The sequence below is a fragment of the Larkinella sp. C7 genome, from assembly GCF_006149005.1.
In the GTDB taxonomy this organism is placed as follows: Bacteria; Bacteroidota; Bacteroidia; order Cytophagales; family Spirosomataceae; genus Larkinella.
Map to the genome: position 1 here is coordinate 46997 of NZ_VBSL01000007.1, position 18303 is coordinate 65299.

Annotated in this window: 10 protein-coding genes; 3 read left to right on the plus strand and 7 right to left on the minus strand. The window is 54.0% G+C overall.

The features are described from left to right. Nucleotides 1-224 precede the first annotated feature (224 nt). Together dxs and FH871_RS18475 are read left to right on the plus strand one after the other, a co-directional pair. On the plus strand, nucleotides 225-2159 hold the full coding sequence (gene dxs, locus FH871_RS18470; protein WP_138992892.1) for a 1-deoxy-D-xylulose-5-phosphate synthase: 1935 nt from the start codon (nucleotides 225-227) through the stop codon (nucleotides 2157-2159). A 137-nt stretch (nucleotides 2160-2296) separates the two neighbouring features. Then, a complete protein-coding gene (locus FH871_RS18475) occupies nucleotides 2297-3589 on the plus strand; it encodes an aspartate kinase (protein WP_138992893.1) in 1293 nt (430 codons plus the stop codon). On the opposite strand, the gene FH871_RS18480 is transcribed toward FH871_RS18475, so the two are convergent. The 3 genes from FH871_RS18480 to FH871_RS18490 all read right to left on the minus strand — a co-directional run bounded on the left by FH871_RS18480 (nucleotide 3576) and on the right by FH871_RS18490 (nucleotide 8401). Further along, complete coding sequence (locus FH871_RS18480; protein WP_138992894.1) at nucleotides 3576-5090, minus strand: DUF1501 domain-containing protein; 1515 nt, start codon at nucleotides 5088-5090, stop codon at nucleotides 3576-3578. The genes FH871_RS18475 and FH871_RS18480 overlap by 14 nt on opposite strands. A gap of 1 nt (nucleotide 5091) precedes the next feature. Then, a complete protein-coding gene (locus FH871_RS18485) occupies nucleotides 5092-7893 on the minus strand; it encodes a DUF1553 domain-containing protein (protein WP_138992895.1) in 2802 nt (933 codons plus the stop codon). A gap of 112 nt (nucleotides 7894-8005) precedes the next feature. Then, nucleotides 8006-8401 (minus strand): SDR family oxidoreductase, encoded by a 396-nt coding sequence (locus FH871_RS18490; RefSeq protein WP_212768247.1) that lies wholly within the window; start codon nucleotides 8399-8401, stop codon nucleotides 8006-8008. A gap of 45 nt (nucleotides 8402-8446) precedes the next feature. On the opposite strand from FH871_RS18490, the gene FH871_RS18495 reads away from it, so the two are divergent. Next, complete coding sequence (locus FH871_RS18495) at nucleotides 8447-8665, plus strand: helix-turn-helix domain-containing protein (RefSeq protein ID WP_229317379.1); 219 nt, start codon at nucleotides 8447-8449, stop codon at nucleotides 8663-8665. A 9-nt stretch (nucleotides 8666-8674) separates the two neighbouring features. Here the strand turns inward: FH871_RS18495 and FH871_RS18500 are convergent, their stop codons facing one another. From FH871_RS18500 to FH871_RS18515, 4 genes are all read right to left on the minus strand, one after another. Beyond that, nucleotides 8675-11983: a VCBS repeat-containing protein gene (locus FH871_RS18500; protein WP_138992898.1), complete on the minus strand. Its 3309-nt coding sequence runs from the start codon at nucleotides 11981-11983 to the stop codon at nucleotides 8675-8677. Between the two features lie 69 nt (nucleotides 11984-12052). Then, nucleotides 12053-13621 carry a RagB/SusD family nutrient uptake outer membrane protein gene (locus tag FH871_RS18505; RefSeq protein WP_138992899.1) on the minus strand — a complete coding sequence of 523 codons (1569 nt, stop codon included), beginning with the start codon at nucleotides 13619-13621 and terminating at the stop codon, nucleotides 12053-12055. Between the two features lie 29 nt (nucleotides 13622-13650). Continuing rightward, on the minus strand, nucleotides 13651-16710 hold the full coding sequence (locus FH871_RS18510; RefSeq protein ID WP_138992900.1) for a TonB-dependent receptor: 3060 nt from the start codon (nucleotides 16708-16710) through the stop codon (nucleotides 13651-13653). Between the two features lie 174 nt (nucleotides 16711-16884). Beyond that, the gene (locus tag FH871_RS18515) at nucleotides 16885-18225 is read right to left on the minus strand and encodes a sugar porter family MFS transporter (RefSeq protein ID WP_138992901.1); all 1341 of its coding nucleotides are present in this window, start codon (nucleotides 18223-18225) and stop codon (nucleotides 16885-16887) included. Between the last annotated feature and the right edge of the window lie 78 nt (nucleotides 18226-18303).

Here is an 18303-nt window from a genome sequence, read left to right on the forward strand (position 1 = left end):
ACTGTTCGATAAACTTTAGTTGAAAGCACGCTGGAACCCGATTTTAGCGTGCTTTTTGACCCTGTATCAATTCTGTAAGCCAATTGTCCGGAATCTGGGCAATAACTGTGCAGTTTGTATTTTTTTTGTACTTTTGCCTGATACTCATTTCATGAATGAACGCTGTGAAACAGTTTGTTACCACACGTAGTTTATGAAAAACATTCTATAGCATCCAACCTACTATGTTGATCACACCCGGCAGGCTACTCGCCAAGATTGACAGTCCGGACGACCTCCGTAATCTGAATCAAACCGATCTTCCACAAGTCTGTGCCGAACTACGGCAGTTCATTGTCGATAACGTATCGGTTTATGGGGGGCATTTCGGGGCCAGCCTGGGCGTTGTCGAATTGACAGTGGCCCTGCATTACGTTTTCAACACACCGGATGATCAATTGGTCTGGGACGTCGGGCATCAGGCGTATGGCCATAAAATTCTAACCGGACGACGGGATACTTTTCATACCAATCGGTTTTATAAAGGACTTTCCGGTTTTCCGAAACGGAAGGAAAGTCCATATGATTCTTTTGGCGTTGGTCACTCTTCAACCTCGATTTCGGCGGCCCTGGGTATGGCGGTTGCCTCCCAGCTACAAAACCATCCCAAACGGCATCACATCGCCGTCATTGGTGACGGTGCGATGACGGCCGGGCTGGCCTTTGAAGGCATGAACCACGCCGGTGCAACCGAAGCTGACCTGCTTATTGTGCTGAATGACAACTGCATGTCCATCGACCCCAACGTGGGCGCCTTGCGCGAATACCTAACGGACATTACCACTTCGCCGACCTACAACAAAATGAAAGACGAAGTCTGGAATTTGTTGGGCAAGATGAGCAATTTCGGAAAAAGCGCGCAGGACATTGTTTCTAAAATTGAAACCGGACTGAAAGCGTCGCTGCTTCACCAGAGCAACCTGTTCGAATCGCTGAACCTGCGGTATTTTGGCCCCATCGACGGCCACGACATTGATCATCTGGTGAGCGTAATGAACGACCTGAAAGACATTCCCGGCCCCAAACTGCTGCACTGTCTGACGGTAAAAGGCAAAGGGTACGGCCCCGCCGAAAAAGACCAGACCAAATGGCACGCGCCGGGTTTGTTCGACAAGGTGACGGGCGAAATCAAAAAGAAAGTCTACGATAAGCCGCAACCGCCTAAATACCAGGATGTTTTCGGAAATACGTTGGTCGAACTGGCTGAAGCAAACGAGAAAATCGTGGGTGTAACGCCCGCCATGCCGTCGGGATCGTCGATGAACATCATGATGAAAGCCATACCGGACCGGGCTTTCGATGTCGGCATTGCCGAACAACATGCCGTTACGTTTTCGGCGGGAATGGCCACACAGGGGCAGGTTGTTTTCTGTAACATCTACTCTACGTTCATGCAACGGGCCTACGATCAGGTGATCCATGACGTCTGTATTCAGGAACTGCCGGTTATTTTCTGCCTCGACCGGGCCGGTTTTGCCGGTGCCGATGGTCCAACGCACCACGGAGCCTACGATTTGTCTTTCATGCGCTGCATTCCGAACATGATCGTGGCCAGCCCGATGAACGAGCAGGAACTCCGCAACCTGATGTTTACGGCTCAGTCGGACACCATTCAGCAGGGGAAACAGGCTTTTACCATCCGCTACCCCCGGGGCGAAGGCGTAATGCCCAACTGGCGGACTCCCCTCGAGCAGATCGAAGTGGGGAAAGGCCGCAAGATCCGGGACGGAAAAGGCGTCGCCATTTTGACGATTGGACCCATCGGTAACTACGTCACAACCGCCTGTGACCTCCTCGAAACCGAGATGATTCACCCGGCACACTACGACATGCGGTTTGTAAAACCGCTCGACGAAGCGATGCTGCACGAAATATTTCAGCGGTATGATAAAGTAGTGACCGTTGAAGATGGCTGCGTGATGGGCGGTTTTGGCAGTGCGGTGATCGAATTCATGACCGACCACGGCTACGTGGCCCGCGTGAAGCGGCTGGGCATCCCGGACGCGGTGATCGAACACGGCGAGCAGATCGACCTTCACCGCGAATGTGGTTTCGATCCGAAAGGAATTGCTGATGCCGTCCGGGAACTAACCTATGCCGAGCGCATCATTACTGCTTAAACGATAACCCTTACTCAGCAACGTGGCCGGGTTACCAGTGTGATTGAACCGATGGATGGGTGCGGAAACGACCGACTTCCTCTCTTCAATCGCAGCGGTAATCCGGCCACGTTCGTATTCATTTCTACTTTCTGACAATGCAGGTATTTAAATTCGGCGGGGCATCGGTGAAAGATGCGCAGGGAATTCGCAACGTGGCCGGAATCATTCAACAGCAGCCACCGAAGCAACTGGTGGTGGTGGTGTCGGCAATGGGTGAAACCACGAATGAGCTGGAAAAGTTGACCTGGGCCTATCTCGGTCGGGAAGCGGCCAAAGACACGATCTGGCAGCACATCCGGGCGCGTCACGAACAAGTGATCGATAATTTGGCTGGTGATAACCGGGAACCATTTGAGGGTGTCTACGAGCTGTTTTCCGACCTAGAAACCCTGCTTGCCGAGGAGCCGGAACCCAATGCGGATAAAGTATACGACCAACTGGTTTCATTTGGTGAACTGCTGTCGACGCGCATTCTCAATGCCCACCTGAACCAATCCGGTTTGGACTCCTACTGGGTGGATGCCCGGCGGTTAATTCGAACGGACGATACCTACCGCGAAGGCAAGGTAGACTGGGATCGAACCGGTGAACACATTACGGACACCCTCGCCGATCTGATCGAAACCAGCGTCGTGATCACGCAGGGGTTTATTGGCAACACAGGCGAAGGCTACACCACGACTTTGGGCCGGGACGGTTCGGATTATACGGCAGCAATTTTTGCCTATTGCCTGAATGCTGAGCGCGTTACGATCTGGAAAGATGTGCCGGGCGTTTTAAACGCCGATCCGAAATGGTTCGATGAAACCGTTAAAATCGACCAGTTGACTTATCAGGACGCTATCGAACTGGCCTATTACGGCGCTACGGTTATTCATCCGAAAACCATCAAACCGTTACAGAATAAGAATATTCCATTGTACGTCCGGTCGTTTCTGCAACCGCAGGAGCCCGGAACGGTGATCGGGCATTTTGAGAAACACCTCCCCGTTCCGTCGTTCATTTTCAAGATGAACCAGACGCTGATTTCATTGCATCCGAAAGACTTCTCGTTTATTGCGGAAGAAAATCTGAGCAAGATTTTCGGACATTTTGCGGAATATGGCGTGAAAATCAACCTGATGCAAAATACCGCCATCAGCTTTTCCGTCGTGGTCGATCACCGGCCGGAGCGGTTGGCTCGTTTGATGCCCCATTTGCAGGAAAACTTTCGGATTACTTACAACGAGGGTCTGGAACTCATCACCATTCGCCACTACGACGAAAAAACCATCGACCGGGTTTTGGTCCATAAAAAGCTGCTGCTGGAGCAGAAAAGCCGGTATACCGTGCAACTGGTGGTGAAAGACGAAGCCAGTAGCCAAGGGCCGGAACTTACGCCAGAATAGGTTTCACCACCTTTCCGGCCACATCGGTCAGTCGGAACGGGCGGCCCTGGAACTGGTACGTGAGTTTTTCGTGATTGAACCCCAGCAAATGCAGAATCGTCGCCTGTAAATCGTGGACGTGTACCTGATCCTTCACGCCGTAATAGCCGATGTCATCGGTTTCGCCGAATGAAAAACCGCGTTTGACGCCACCACCCGCCATCCAGACCGTGAATGCATCCAAATGGTGATCGCGGCCCATGAACGGCAGCGTCTGACCATCGCGGTTTTCCTGCATGGGCGTCCGGCCAAATTCGCCCCCCCAGACTACGAGCGTATCGTCCAGCAAACCGCGTTGCTTCAGATCCTGGAGCAAAGCCGCCACGGCCTGATCCGATTGCCGGCATTTTTCGTGCAGTCCCAGATCAATAGCCGTGCTCGTGTCCGTACCGTGAGAATCCCAGCCCCAGTCAAACAACTGCACAAAACGCACCCCGCGCTCCACCAGCCGCCGGGCCAGTAAGCAATTCCGGGCAAATGAACCTTTGTTGGGGTCAACGCCGTACAGATCAAGCATATACTGCGGTTCGCCTTTGATATCCATCGCATCCGGCACCGACATCTGCATCCGGAACGCCAGCTCATACTGGGCAATTCGCGTCAGAATTTCCGGATCTTTGACGTCGTTGTACTGTTGTTGATTGATTTCCGAAATGGCATCGATGGTGTTTTTACGCATGTCCCGTGACATCCCATCCGGATTGGAAACGTACAAAACCGGGTCGCCTTCCGTCCGGCACTGAACGCCCTGATACACCGACGGCAGAAAACCGCTCCCCCAGACCGACTTGCCGGCATCTGGCTGTTTGCCGCCCGACGCCAGCACGATGTAACCGGGCAGATTATCATTTTCCGTTCCCAGACCGTAGGTCACCCACGAACCCATACTGGGCCGTCCCAGCCGGGCGGCTCCCGTATGCATCAGCAGCTGCGCCGGAGCGTGGTTGAACTGGTCGGTGTGCATGGCTTTCAGAAACGTGATTTCGTCCACCACACCCTGCAAATGCGGCAGATAATCCGAAACCCAGGCTCCCGACTGACCGTGTTGCGCAAACTTTCCCTGCGGACCCAGCATTTTGGGAACGCCCCGAATGAAGGCAAATTTCTTCCCCGTCAGCAATTCCTGCGGACAGTCTTTGCCGTTGTATTTCGCCAGTTCGGGCTTGTAATCAAACAATTCCAGTTGCGACGGCGACCCGGCCATGTGGATGTAAATCACCCGCTTGGCTTTGCCCGCAAACTGCGCCGGACGCACCGCCGTCGGGGATCGGTCGTCATTGCCCAGCGGCTGTGCGCTCGTGACGGAGGAGTTTTTATCGTCGGATTTCCCCAAAAAATCACAGCTAGCCAGAACGGAACCCAGTGCCATGGCACCCAACCCGGTGGAACACGTATGCAAAAAATGCCGTCGGGTTTCGCGCTGGGCAGCCGCCTGTTGTAATTCGTTGATGAGCTTTTTCATGTTATTCTTTGGTAATCACTTCATCCAGATTGAGCATCGTATTGGCGGTAATCGTCAAAGCCGCCAACTGCGGAGTGGCATCTTGCCGGGCCAGTAACTTCTGCGCATCGGTCGGATGCTGTTGGTAATACATCTCCGCTTTTTGATACAGCTTCACCAGCACGGCCAGTTTCTGAGGGGCCGGATTTCGCTGCATGACCTGCCGAAAACCAGCCTGAATTTGTTGGTCGGCGGTTTTTCCGTGTTTCTGCATGATAGCCGCCAGCGTTTGTGCCGATTCGACAAAAACCGGATCATTTAGGGTAACGAGAGCCTGCAAAGGCGTGTTCGTCCGAATGCGCCGAACCTGGCAAAACTCCCGGCTTGGGCTGTCGAAGGTGATCATGGACGGATACGGTGACGTGCGTTTCCAGTAGGTATACAACGCCCGGCGATATTTGTCTTCGCCCTCGCTCAGTTTCCAGCTCTCGCCGTTGTAGGGCGATTGCCAGATGCCATCGGGCTGCGACGGTTTCACACTCGGACCAAATCGTTTCGAACTCAATAAACCGCTGGTTGCCAGCGCCTGGTCGCGAACCTGCTCGGCCGTCAGCCGCACGCGGGGACCGCGCGCCAGCCAGCGGTTAAACGGATCTTTCGCGACCAAGTCTGCCGAAGCTTCCGAACGCTGGCGGTAAGTGGCTGACAGAACCATCCGTTTCAGCAGGCGTTTCACCGACCACTGATCGGTTTCCATGAATTCGGTGGCCAGATAATCCAGCAATTCCCGGTGGGTGGGCGGAATGCCCTGCGTTCCCAGATCTTCCACCGTTTCGGCCAGACCGGTTCCGAAAAGTTGCTCCCAGAAGCGGTTGACGGCTACCCGGGCGGTCAGCGGATGATCGCGGTTGACCATCCACAATGCGAGTCCCAGTCGGTTTCGGGGAACCGGTTTTCCGGTTGAATCAGTAGGCAAGGGTGGCAGCGATTTGGGAACATCGGCTTGCACCGGTTTTCCTTTCACGAGCCAGTTGCCCCGGTCGAACACATGCGTTTTCCGGGCAAAATCGCCCTTTCCTTCATACAGAACCGGCGTCGATTCCGGTTTGGCGTTCAACACAGCCTGGAGTTTAAAATCCATTTCGCCCAAAACTGCAGTGGAGGTCCCCGGTAAGGCGGGGCGAAACGACACCCATTTAATCATCGTCCAATCCTTCGGTTGCTTCGGGCTGTCCATCGTCAGGTACAGATGATGACGCCCCGAAACCGTCGGTAGTGCATAAATCATCACGGTATCCCGCCACTGGCTCCCGGTTTTGGGTACAGGAATGGTCAACAGCGTCGGGCCGGTCGGGCTGTCCTGGTGGAGTGTCAAAACCGCTTTTTCGGCATTCGTTCCGATCGCCATAATCAGGCGATTCGTTCCGTTCAGGTTGACGCTTTTGATTCGCGCCGATCCGCCGTGCTGCGCCCCGAAAAACTTGGCATCCAGCAGCGACGCGTTGACGTACTGATCAAAATCGTGCGAGTTGATTTTAGGCTCCGTCAGCCGGATAAAATTCACCAGTTCCTGCAACGGCTGGGGTTGCTTGGTATGCGATGCCACCCAGTTTTTCAACTCGGCCACCTTCACCGAGTCCTGATCTTTGAAGAACCGCAAGGTCGGCGTATCGGTCTGGACGTCCTCGTCACGGGTGTTGTTAAAAAAGGCTAGATACTTGTAATATTCATCGTGAACAAACGGGTCGTAGGGGTGGCTGTGACACTGCACACAGGCAAACGTCGTTCCCTGAAACACGTCCCAGGTCGTGTTGACTCGATCCAGCACCGCGGCAACCCGGAATTCCTCATCCTGCGTACCGCCCTCATCGTTGGTCATCGTGTTGCGGTGAAAACCGGTCGCAATGAACTGGTCGTCCGTTGGCGGTCCGCCGTCGCGGTTGGTCAACAAATCGCCCGCCAGTTGTTCGATGGTGAACTGGTTGTAGGGCATATCCTGATTGAAAGCCTTGATGACCCAGTCGCGGTACCGCCAGATTTTTCGTTCGGTATCTTTTTCGTAGCCTTTCGAATCGGCATACCGGGCCAGATCAAGCCAGAGCGCCGTCCAGCGTTCGCCGTACGCCGGTGAGGCCAGAAGCCGATCCACTACCTTTTCGTAGGCATTCGGCGATTGATCCTTCACAAAATCAGCCACTTCCTGCTGCGTGGGTGGCAAACCGGTCAGGTCGAGGGTAACGCGCCGGATGAGTGTGGCGCGGTCGGTTTCCGGCGAGGGTTTCAGCGATTGGCCCCGGAGTTTTTCGAGCACAAACGGATCGATCTCGTTTTTAACCCAGTCGGTTTCGTCATTTTTAGCCATTCCCGGAATGGATATTCCCAACCGGCTCCAGAACGTACCCACTTTCGGAATTTCCGGTTTTTCGATGCGGGTATACGCCCAGTGATCACCCCATTCAGCGCCCTGATCAATCCAGTTGCGGAGGGTTTCAATTTCTTCCGGTTTCAGGGGGGGCGCATCCAGCGGCATCCGGTCGTCATGATCGGTCAGCGTCAACCGGCGGATCATCTCGCTGGCGTCGGCATCACCGGGTATGATGGCGGGTTTGCCCGATTTGGTGGGTGCGACGGCTTCGTGCCGGAACAACACGGAAAATCCCCCGGCCTTTTTGACGCCCCCGTGGCAGGCAATGCAGTTTTTATTCAGCAGCGGTTTGACCTGGGTATTGAAGTCGACGCGCTCCTCGAACCAGCCCAGGAAGGAAGAGAGCAGCAAGCCCACACCTACCACGGCTCCACTGACTCCGATTACTTTTGTGTTCATACGCGGCCCAAATGGGCGGTATTGGTTCTACACAAATTTAGTCAGTCATAATCCTAATCGGAATGGAGCAAATTTTGCTTTTCATGGATAATTTTACGGTATTGGTAACCTGTTACAGCGTTTTCACACCACCATCCATGACGAGTTCGGAACCGACCATATATTTCGAAGCGTCGGAGGCTAAATAGAGAAATCCTTCCGCAACTTTCTCAACCGTGCCCAACCGTTTCGCGGGGATAATGCTGGCCATATATTCTTTTGTGCCATCGACTTCCGCTTGCGAAGCACCACCCCTACCGAAAAATGGGGTATCAATTGCACCGGGCGACAAAACATTGACCCTGATATTTCGGTCCATCAATTCGGTCGAAAAGCTTCGGGCCAACGAACGGACGGCGGCTTTTGTTGCCGAATAAGCCGCCCCATTGCTGAACCCTTTTTCGTTTACGGCGCTGGAAGTCAGGATAATGGAAGCGCCATCATTTAAATACGGCAACGTGCGCTGCACCGAAAAAAAGGCCCCTTTGAAATTGATGCGGTAAAATGGAAAGTATTGATCATCGTATCGCTAAGCAGCGGCCACAAGCGCTACCGGGAAATTGCCAAAAGCATCCCGAATATTACGTTCAGGATGCTTTCAAAAGAGTTGAAGGAATTGGAAATGAATAAGTTGGTAACCAGAACGGCACATGATGAAACGCCCGTCCTCATCGAATATGAAATCACGGACTATTGCAAAACGCTCTGGCCAATGCTGGGCGAAGCACCATAGAACCGTGATCTAGTTCTTCCGGGGACGAAAAACCTGCAACGCGCCTTTGTTGGCAGAAACCATAATCAGCCGTTGGGCCGGACTGTTGAGTCCAACGATGAATTTGCAATCGCCATCCGCCAGAAAACCGCTTTGCGGAAACAGGATCGGCTGAAAACCGCCTTTCCCGTCGCCTTTCAGCACCAGCCCCGTCATGGCATCATATTGCCCCGCCACCGATTCGGCATCGTACGCATTTCCGACCGCCAGCACGTCCAGATGACCGTCCTGGTCGATATCTTCCACCAGCAAACTCTGAATGGGGGCCCACTGGGCCAGCGCGGGTAGCGGTTTGATGCGGAAACTGCCGCCGGTATTTTCGAGAACTACACTTTGTTGCCAGCAAGCCAGCAAAACCGTGCTGATTTTCTGTCGTTCAGGCGTCAGCAGGTCGGTGACTTTGGCTTTGGCGTAGAGGGCGTAATTCGTAAACTGCTTTTTGATGAGGGGCAACTGCCTGCCCAGCTCGTCGCGGGACGCAATCGGGTATTCAATCCCGTCCAGATAATACGTAGCAATGGCGTCGAGCCGACCGTTATTGTCGTAATCACCCGCGTAAACGCGCATCGGCTGGCTGGGCGACACCCGGTAGCGGCTGTTCAGCCCCAGGTTTCCGATTACAAAATCAACATCGCCGTCGTGGTCGAAATCACCCGAACGAATGCAGTTCCAGAACCCTTCCGAACCCTTTAGCGCGTCGAAAGACACCTGGGCAAACTTCCCCCGGTTATTTTTGAAAACCGTAATCGGCATCATTTCGCCCACCACCACCAGATCCGGCCACGAATCGCGGTCGATGTCGGCCCAAACCGCATCGGTTACCATGCCGACGTTCCGCAGGTTGGGTGCCAGCTCATCCGTCGCATCCCGAAAGCGTCCGCCGTCATTAATCAATAAATAGCTTTCGCCGGGTAATGGATATTGCAACGCCTTCAGTCGCCCACCCCGGAACAGGTCCAGGTCGCCGTCTTTGTCCACATCAACCGCCAGCACACACGAACCGCTGTGCCGGATGGCCGGTAATCGGTCGGTTGCTGCCGTAAATTTGCCTTTTCCGTCGTTCAAATACAGCCGGTCCTGATAATACTCGGAACCATCGTAATACTCGTTGGAGCCACTGACAATGTACAAGTCCTTGTCGCCATCGCCATCCGCATCGAACAGCAGCGCCCCGACATCTTCTTCATCTTTGGACTGGGATTCATCGGTATACGGTTTTTCGATGAACCGCCCCGCCGACGTCTGGATCAGCAATTTTCCGTAATGCCGGAACGAACCGCCCACGAACAGATCTTCCAGACCGTCGCCGTTGACATCGCCTGCCGCCAGTTTCGGGCCTTGTTGCGAGAGCTTGTGCGGCAAAAGCGGTTCCTGGTTGTAATCCAGATAGGATTCTTCCTGATGGGTAAACTGAATCCCGGATGTTTGGGTGATATCGGTTAGAAGCGTAGCCGGGCGGTTTTTAGATTGCTGAACGGTTTTGGTAGCGTGCTGGTAATCCAATGACAACAGCCGGTCGATACCCGGTTTTTTCAGCGTTTGTGATTTGCCATCCGGCCAGACAAGCCGCAGGGAATCAACGGTTTTATTGGCACCCAATCCAAAGTGAATGATGTAATCGACCGACGATTGATAGCCCCGCGTAACGGTCTGGTGATGCGCTTGCGGCAACCCGTTGCTGTAGAGTGTCACCTCAGCACCCAGACCGAACGGATTCTGTTTCGGGCCTTGTAGCTTCACTTGCAGGTAATGGGTGTTGGCAGTATTGTTTTGCAGGATGTAGGCGTCCTGATTGATGTTGTTGACAATCAAATCCAGATCACCGTCGCGGTCCAGATCGGCATAGGCTGAACCATTCGACAGGGAGGTTTCCGCGCCGAACCAGGTGGCGGTCATATCATCAAAGGTCAGATCATGACGGTTTCGGAAAAACCGGTTGGCCTTTTTGATGCTCGGCATTTTGGGTGCGCCCTGCCGCAGATACGCATTGATTTCTTCGGGCGTGCGGTTTCCCTGCGCAAACGAATCGTTGAACGACACAAAATCCAGGTCGGTAATGTCACGGAGGTAGCCGTTGGTGATGACCAGATCCCGCCAGCCGTCGTTGTCCAGATCGGCCAGCAAAGGCGACCAGCTCCAGTCGGTGGCCGACACACCGGCAAACTGCCCGATTTCGGAGAAAACCATCCGGCCGTCGGCGGCTTTTCCTCCGTTCACCTGCAACATATTCCGCATAAACTGCGGGTGATAGCCCTGCCGGGTGATGCTTTCAAACTGCTGATAGTTAGCCGGTCCTGCCATTTTTTTGCGCTGCTCGTTGTCGGCGGGCAGCATGTCGGCTACGACCAGATCCGGTAAGCCGTCGTTGTTGATGTCGGCGGCATCGCAGCCCATCGAAAACTGGCTGTGGTGCTTGAAATACGATTTACTGACTTCGCTGAATGTCCCGTTCTGGTTGTTGACGTACAGAAAATCATTGGCCAGAAAATCGTTGGCGACGTAAATATCTTCCCAACCATCCTGATTGAAATCCGACACCGTCAGACCCAGTCCAAAACCGTCGTGCAGGATACCGGCCGCTTTGGTCACGTCCGTAAACCGGGGTCCCGACGCATCCGAATCGTTGCGAAACAGTTTGTCGTTGGCCAGCCCGGAACCGTCGGCAATGACCGGCGTTACCTGATTTGGATTGCGAACCAGATTCGTACTGGTTAGCAAAAAAACGTCCAGATCACCGTCCTTGTCATAGTCAAAAAACGTAGCCTGGTTGGTGTAGCTGGTATCGGCCAGACCGTAGCGTTCGGCGCTTTCTTCAAACTGAAAATTGCCTTTGTTGATGTACAACTGGTTTTTCCGGCGGCTTCCTTCGTAATTTCCGGATTTGCAGACGTAAATATCCAGGCGTCCGTCGGCATTCACATCGGCCATCGTGACCCCCGTCGACCAGCCGCCTTTCTGAATACCGGCTTTGTCCGTCACGTCCTCAAAGGTGGGCGAATCCGAACCGGGTTTGGTGGTATTCAGATACATCCGGTCACCCACCTGATTGCCGGTGAAATACAGATCGGGCAGGTTATCATTGTTCAAATCACCAACCGCGACGCCCCCGCCGTTGTAGACGTAATAATAATCGACCAGGTTAAAGGAGTCGTTTTCGGTAACGGTATTCTGAAAATGGACGCCGGTTTGCGAAGCGGGCAAGGTGGTAAACAGCGTCTTCGGCTTTTGTTCGCAAGCCAGGATACACAGGAAAACCGGCAGCAGGAATAGGTACTTCATACAGGCAAGGTCGCTAAAAAACAGAAATCAAAAAAGGGCTCGTGAAAGCCCTTTTTTGATTGATCTTTATTACTGCCACACCGGGTTTTGCGTTACGTTGGGATTGCCCTGCATCTCTTTCAGTGGGAGTGGAAGCACATAATCGCGCGGTTTGAGGGTTCGGCCCACTTTGTATTTCGTGATGTAGTGGTTGATTCGCGCACCCAGGTAATCCGGCTGTCCGCCCGGTTTGCTTTTGCGACGCAGTTCCGGATACATCACCTGTTCGAACACAAACTCCTGCTCGCGCTCTTTGATGATCGCATCCCGCAACGCCGACTGGCTCAAACCGCTCAGGGCCGTCAGACCGGCACGGGCACGTACCTTGTTGATTCCCATAAACTTGTCGCCCGTATTGCTTTCGTTGCAGGCTTCGGAATGACCCAGCAGGATGTCGGCCAGACGAATGTAGATGGTGTTCTTTTCGGTATTGTTATAGTTGATCCCCAGTTCCACGAGCTTGCCCGCCCAGGCTTTGCCGAAAACCAGTTGATTGGGATCGGCCGGATTCGCATCCGCTTTAACGATCCCGCCGAACCGGGAGAGGTTGAAATCCGCCGTCGGGCTCCATTTCACAATGGGATACTGCCCATTGACTTTGCCCAGGCGGCCCGTTGGATATGATTCGATGAACGTGGCATCGATGCGTTTGTCCTTGCTGTCGTACGAAGCCCGGAATTCCTGCGTGGCACTCAACCAGCTCCAGCCCGCACCACCCAGTTCGCTCGGATAATCTTCGGGGTTAAAGTGGGCCGAGTGTACATTCCACTCGCTGGCGTTGGCGGCTGCCGAAACCTGGCCTTCAAAAATCCGTTCGCCCTGGTTTTCGTGCGCCAGATCGAAGTTGTACCCGAAGTTTTCGTACAACTGTAAACCGCTGTTGTTGATAATGTCTTCGGCGGTGGTTTTGGCATCGGCCCATTTTTCATCCCAAAGCTGGGCTTTCATCAGGATCGATTTGGCGGCCCATTTCGTCGCCCGTCCGGCATTGGCACCGGTATAGGCTGCGGGCAATGCCTCGGCAGCGGCTTTGGCATCGGCGTAAATCTGGTCGATCACGGCGCGTTTTCCGCCCGCGTTCGACGGCAGTTCGCTGATTCCCTTGGTCGATTTGGTCGTCAGCGGAGGATTGTCGAAATAACTCAGCAAACCGTAGTAATAGAACGCCCGCAGAAACTGGGCTTCACCCTTCAGGCGTTTCACCAGGGCGTCGTTGGCCGGGTCGTTCATGGCATCGGCAATTTCAATCACGGCATTCGCGCGGTTGATGGAGCGATAACTGATTGACCAGTAAGCCTCAATGTACTCATCGGCCGAGCTGACGTTACCCAGGTTGTATTGCAGCGGGCCTTTTTCCCAGCCGATCTGGTCGCCTGTCAAACACTCAAATACGTAGCGGTCGTAGAAATAGCCGGAATAGCCGGAGTTCAGATCGTCGTAAATACCGTTGACGCCCAGTTCCAGTTCCGTAGCCGATTTATAAAAGGTATCGGGATTGATAAAGTCGGGGTTTTCCTTAAGATCCGAGCAACCGAGGCCCGTGGCCAGGACCGATAGCATCAGCAGGGATTTGACTTTGGAAGAAATAATCAGGTTCATGTCTCTTTAAAGATTGTAGGGTTAGCGAATTACAGACCAAGATTGACTCCCACCGTAAACATCCGGGCGCGGGGATAGGCGTCGTAGTCATCACCCCGGTTCAGGTTGTTCTGGCCCTGGTTGTTCACTTCCGGATCGAATCCTTTGTATTTCGTGATCAGGAACAGGTTCTGTCCGCTGGCGTAGATCCGGGCCGACCGGATGTATTTGGTATGCAACGGCAGGTTATACCCCAGCGCCAGGTTTTGCAACCGGACAAAAGAACCGTCCTGAATGAAGAACGAAGACCGGCGGAAGGAGATGAAATCCCGGCGACCATCGATCACGGGGCGGCTGGCACCGGTATTGGTCGGCGTCCACGAATCCGTCAGGATGTCGCCAATCTGGTTGATTTTCTGAACACCGTCACCCATTTCCGATTGCTGCAGGTTCCGCACATCGTTGCCGTGAACACCCCGGAAGAAAATCGAAAGATCGAAGTTTTTAAACTTGACACTGGAATTCAGTCCCCAGGTGAATTTCGGGTTCGGATTGCCCATCACCACGTAATCGTCGGCGGTGTATTTTCCATCGCCGTTCACGTCTTCGTATTTCGGATAGCCCGCGCGGGCGGCAAAGGTCTGGGCTTCGTCGTCGGTCTGGAACAGGCCAACGTATTTGTACCCTTTCCAGACGCCGATCGGATTCCCGGCTTCCACCCAGCTACCAAAAACCCCAAGGTGGCCGCTGGTGCTGTTGGCGAAGAACGGCGTGCTCTGGCCCAAATCGGTGATCTCGTTCCGCAACACCGAAATATTACCGCTCACATCCCATTTGAAGGCGGCATTGTTGAAGATTTTGTAGTTGGTGGAAAACTCAATACCCTTGTTGGTCAGCGCTCCGGAGTTCAGCATGATGGTGCTGAAACCCGTGCTTTGCGGGATGGACACATCCAGCAGCAGGTCCGTGGTTTTGTTGCTGAACACGTCGAAGGTCATCGACAGGCGGTTGTTGAGCAGGGCCAGATCCAGACCGAGGTTCAGCATCGCCGTACTTTCCCATTTCAGGTTGGGGTTCGCAATCCGGTTAGGACCATAACCCGCAGCCAGGCCGCCACCAAACACATAATTGTAGGTCGACAAACCGCCCAGCGACCGGTAAACCGGGATTTGTGAATTACCCGTCAAACCGTAGCTGGCCCGGATTTTAACGTCGTCAAACACATTTTTCAGGGCCGAATTCTGGAAGAAATCTTCGTTTACCAGACGCCAGCCGACGGCTGCAGAAGGGAACGTAGCCCATTTATTGCTCGGGCCAAACCGCGACGAACCATCACGCCGGAACGTGACCGTAAACAGGTAGCGGTCTTTCAGGTTGTAATTCACCCGGCCCAGCAACGATTGCAACGTCCAGTCCTGACGCCCGGAATTGGGAATCTGCGGTTTGCTACCGTTCTGCATGTTAACCGACTCCGGATCATCCGAAGGCAGTCCGCGCGTCGACGCCGAGTTGAACAGGTTGCTTTCCTGCTGGTAGGTATATCCCAGCGTTACGTCCAGGTTGTGGCCCGGCCGGATTTGTTTGTTGTAGCTCAGGATGTTTTCGTTCAGGATGCTGCTGACGTTGCGGTTGGCCCGTTCCAGTTGCCGGCCATATTGCCGCCCGGTGAAGGTGTAGTTGTTGTAAAACGTGTTGCGGGTGGCATTCACGACATCGGCGCCCAGACTGGTTCGGAATTTCAGTCCTTCGATGATGTTGACCGTCAGGGCCGTCGTCCCGAATAACCGGTTGATGTTATCCCGGTCGTAGCCTTCTACTGCTTCTGCCAGCGGGTTGATGTTGAAGCGCTGATCGTAGCTCGGGTAATTGTAGTTGCCATTCTGGTCATACACCGCAACGGTCGGGTCCAGGCCCAGGGCTGTAATGATGATCCCGCCCGGACCGCCCCGATCCGTGGCCACGTTGCTGCTCCCCGTCCGGTTATACGACCAGCTATTGCTGAGCGTGGCCCGGCCATTGAGGAAATCGTTGTCGAGGTTCAGCCGAAAACCGTACCGTTTGAAAAATGTATTCTTGACAATTCCCTTGTTATCCAAGTAGTTGGCGACAAAGGCATACCGCATCGCCTTGTTTCCTCCGGTAAACGAAAGCTGGTGGTTCGACAGCGCGCCGGTTTGCGTGATTGCATTCAGCCAGTTGGTGCCCTCGCCGATCTGGCTGATTTGAGCATCGGTAAACCGCGGACTGCCGCCCTGACTGCGTTCCAGAATGTTCAGATACCGGGCGTAGTCACTGCCGTTCAACACTTCAATGGGCCTTGCAATTTGCTGGAACGAGTACGATCCTTCATAATCGACCCGGCTCTGGCCTTCTTTCCCGCGTTTGGTCGTAATCAGAACCACCCCGTTCGAACCCCGCGACCCGTAAATCGAGGTGGCGGAGGCATCTTTCAGGATTTCAATGGATTCAATTTCGTTGGGGTTGATGGTGGCCATCGCGTTGCTCGATTGCCGGTTCCCTGCGGTTCCCATGGCACCATTGTCGGGATACATCGGAAAACCGTCGATGACGTACAGCGGCTCACTTCCGCTGTTGATGGAGTTGGCACCCCGCACACGGATGGAAATTCCACCGCCCGGAGCCGCCGAACTCTGGGTCACCTGAACGCCCGGTGCCCGCGACTGAATGGCCTGATCGACCGAAACCACCGGCATTTCTTTGATGGCGTCGGCTTTGATGGTCGAAACCGAACCGGTGAGGTCACTCTTTTTCACCGTACCGTAGCCCACCACCACCACTTCTTCCAGGCTGCGGGTGTCGGTCAGCATTTTGATGGTCAGGCTGGTGCGGTTGCCAACGACGGCTTCCTGGGTCACGTAGCCCACGTAGCTGAATACGAGCGTTTCGTTCGGGCTGGCATTCAGTTGAAACCCACCGGAAGCATCGGTTGTGGTGCCCCGGGTCGTGCCCTTTATGGTAATCGTAGCACCCGGTATGCCATCGTTTTGCTCGCCAACCACCTTGCCCGTAATCAGACTCTGGGCAAAAGTGGTCAGTGTAAGGCAAACCAATACCAGGGTTGTTTGCAGACACCGTATAGAATGATTCATACGTAAGAAAGGATTAAGGGTTTAGTTGATTAGTCAGAATCAGCCGATTGAATTGATGGTAGGCACAATAAAATCCAAATGATTATTTGCTAAATTCCATAACTACAAAGATTAGAGCCTTCAGCTCCTAAATCAATAGAGAGAATTTCGATTAAGATGGATAATCTTATGAAATCAATGTGCGATGAAGGTATCTTCCAGTTCTTCCAGCGTTTTTCCTTTCGTTTCGCGCACATTCCGGCGGACAAACCAGAATCCGACGAGGCAGATTACCGCGTAAAGCCCGAAAGGTCCGTACGTACCCAGTTGTTCGGCGAGGATCGGAAACGTGAAAACCAGAATGAAATAAGCCCCCCACAACGCCAGAATCGCGACCGACGACGCCAGCCCACGGACCCGGTTTGGAAAAATCTCCGAGATCAAAACCCAGGTGATGGGTGCCAGCGAAGTTGCGTAAACGCTGATCGCCAGCAGCACGAAGACCGACAGCAAACCCGACGACGCACCGGTTTTCAGCAACACCGCAATCACCACATACAGCACCGCCAGCCCCAGCGTTCCGATGAGCATCAGCGGCTTTCGGCCCAGTTTGTCCACCTGCCACATGGCCACCAGTGTGAACACCAGATTGACAATTCCGATGGCTACGGTTTCGAACAACTGCCGGTCGAGATTGGCGCCCACGGTCTCAAAAATTGTGGAGGTATAATTGAAAACCACATTGATTCCGCACAACTGTTGCAGCACCGCCAGGCCAATGCCGACAATCACCGCCGGGCGAACGCCCTTCTCCAGCAGCATGGACAACGACGGTTTTTCGGCGCCTTCCATCGAGCGGTTGATGGCAGTAACCGTCTGTTTTACAAAAGCTTCGCCACCAATCCGGCGCAAAATCGTTTCGCCTTCCTGCACCCTGCCTTTCTGCACCAGCCACCGCGGACTCTCGGGTAACCAGAACACGCCCAGCAGAAAACCGGCGGAAGGCACGGCCCCCAGCCCGAACATCCAGCGCCAGGCATCGGGGCCGTTATCGGCCAATGCATAGTTCACCAGATTGGTGATCAGAATCCCGATTACAATGGTCAACTGGTTGATGGACACATTCCGGCCCCGGACTTCGGCGGGCGAAATTTCGGCAATGTAGAGGGGGCTCAGCGTCGACGCCATCCCAACGCCGATCCCGGCCACAAAGCGCATGGTGATGAAAACCGGTAAGGTGGAGGAGAAGGCCATGCCCAGTGAAGAGAGTGCAAAAATGAGGGCCGCCACCATCAGGCCGGGCTTGCGTCCGTAGCGGTCGGCGAGGTTGCCGGCCAGCACGCAGCCCAGCATACAGCCTAGTGCCAGCGAACCGGTCAGAAATCCCTCCCACCAGGCCGTGAGCCCAAAATAGCCCCGCAGAAATGGCAGCGCTCCCGAAATCACGGCAAAATCAAAGCCAAACAGATACCCGCCCAGGGCCGAAATGAAGGCGATTCCAAAAATATAGTTGGCGTTAAGCCCGGTTTTTGCCATGGTGGTTTTGTTAAAGTATTCGGGTAATTTTTAGAAAAAAAGCGGTATGGATGCGTACTTTTACAAACCGTTCCGAAC

Coding starts and splice junctions, on each gene's coding strand:
- FH871_RS18505 (WP_138992899.1), bottom strand. CDS start 13,621: ATGAACCTGATTATTTCTTCCAAAGTCAAATCCCTGCTGATGCTATCG.
- FH871_RS18480 (WP_138992894.1), bottom strand. CDS start 5,090: ATGAAAAAGCTCATCAACGAATTACAACAGGCGGCTGCCCAGCGCGAA.
- FH871_RS18475 (WP_138992893.1), top strand. CDS start 2,297: ATGCAGGTATTTAAATTCGGCGGGGCATCGGTGAAAGATGCGCAGGGA.
- FH871_RS18500 (WP_138992898.1), bottom strand. CDS start 11,983: ATGAAGTACCTATTCCTGCTGCCGGTTTTCCTGTGTATCCTGGCTTGC.
- FH871_RS18510 (WP_138992900.1), bottom strand. CDS start 16,710: ATGAATCATTCTATACGGTGTCTGCAAACAACCCTGGTATTGGTTTGC.
- FH871_RS18515 (WP_138992901.1), bottom strand. CDS start 18,225: ATGGCAAAAACCGGGCTTAACGCCAACTATATTTTTGGAATCGCCTTC.
- FH871_RS18485 (WP_138992895.1), bottom strand. CDS start 7,893: ATGAACACAAAAGTAATCGGAGTCAGTGGAGCCGTGGTAGGTGTGGGC.
- dxs (WP_138992892.1), top strand. CDS start 225: ATGTTGATCACACCCGGCAGGCTACTCGCCAAGATTGACAGTCCGGAC.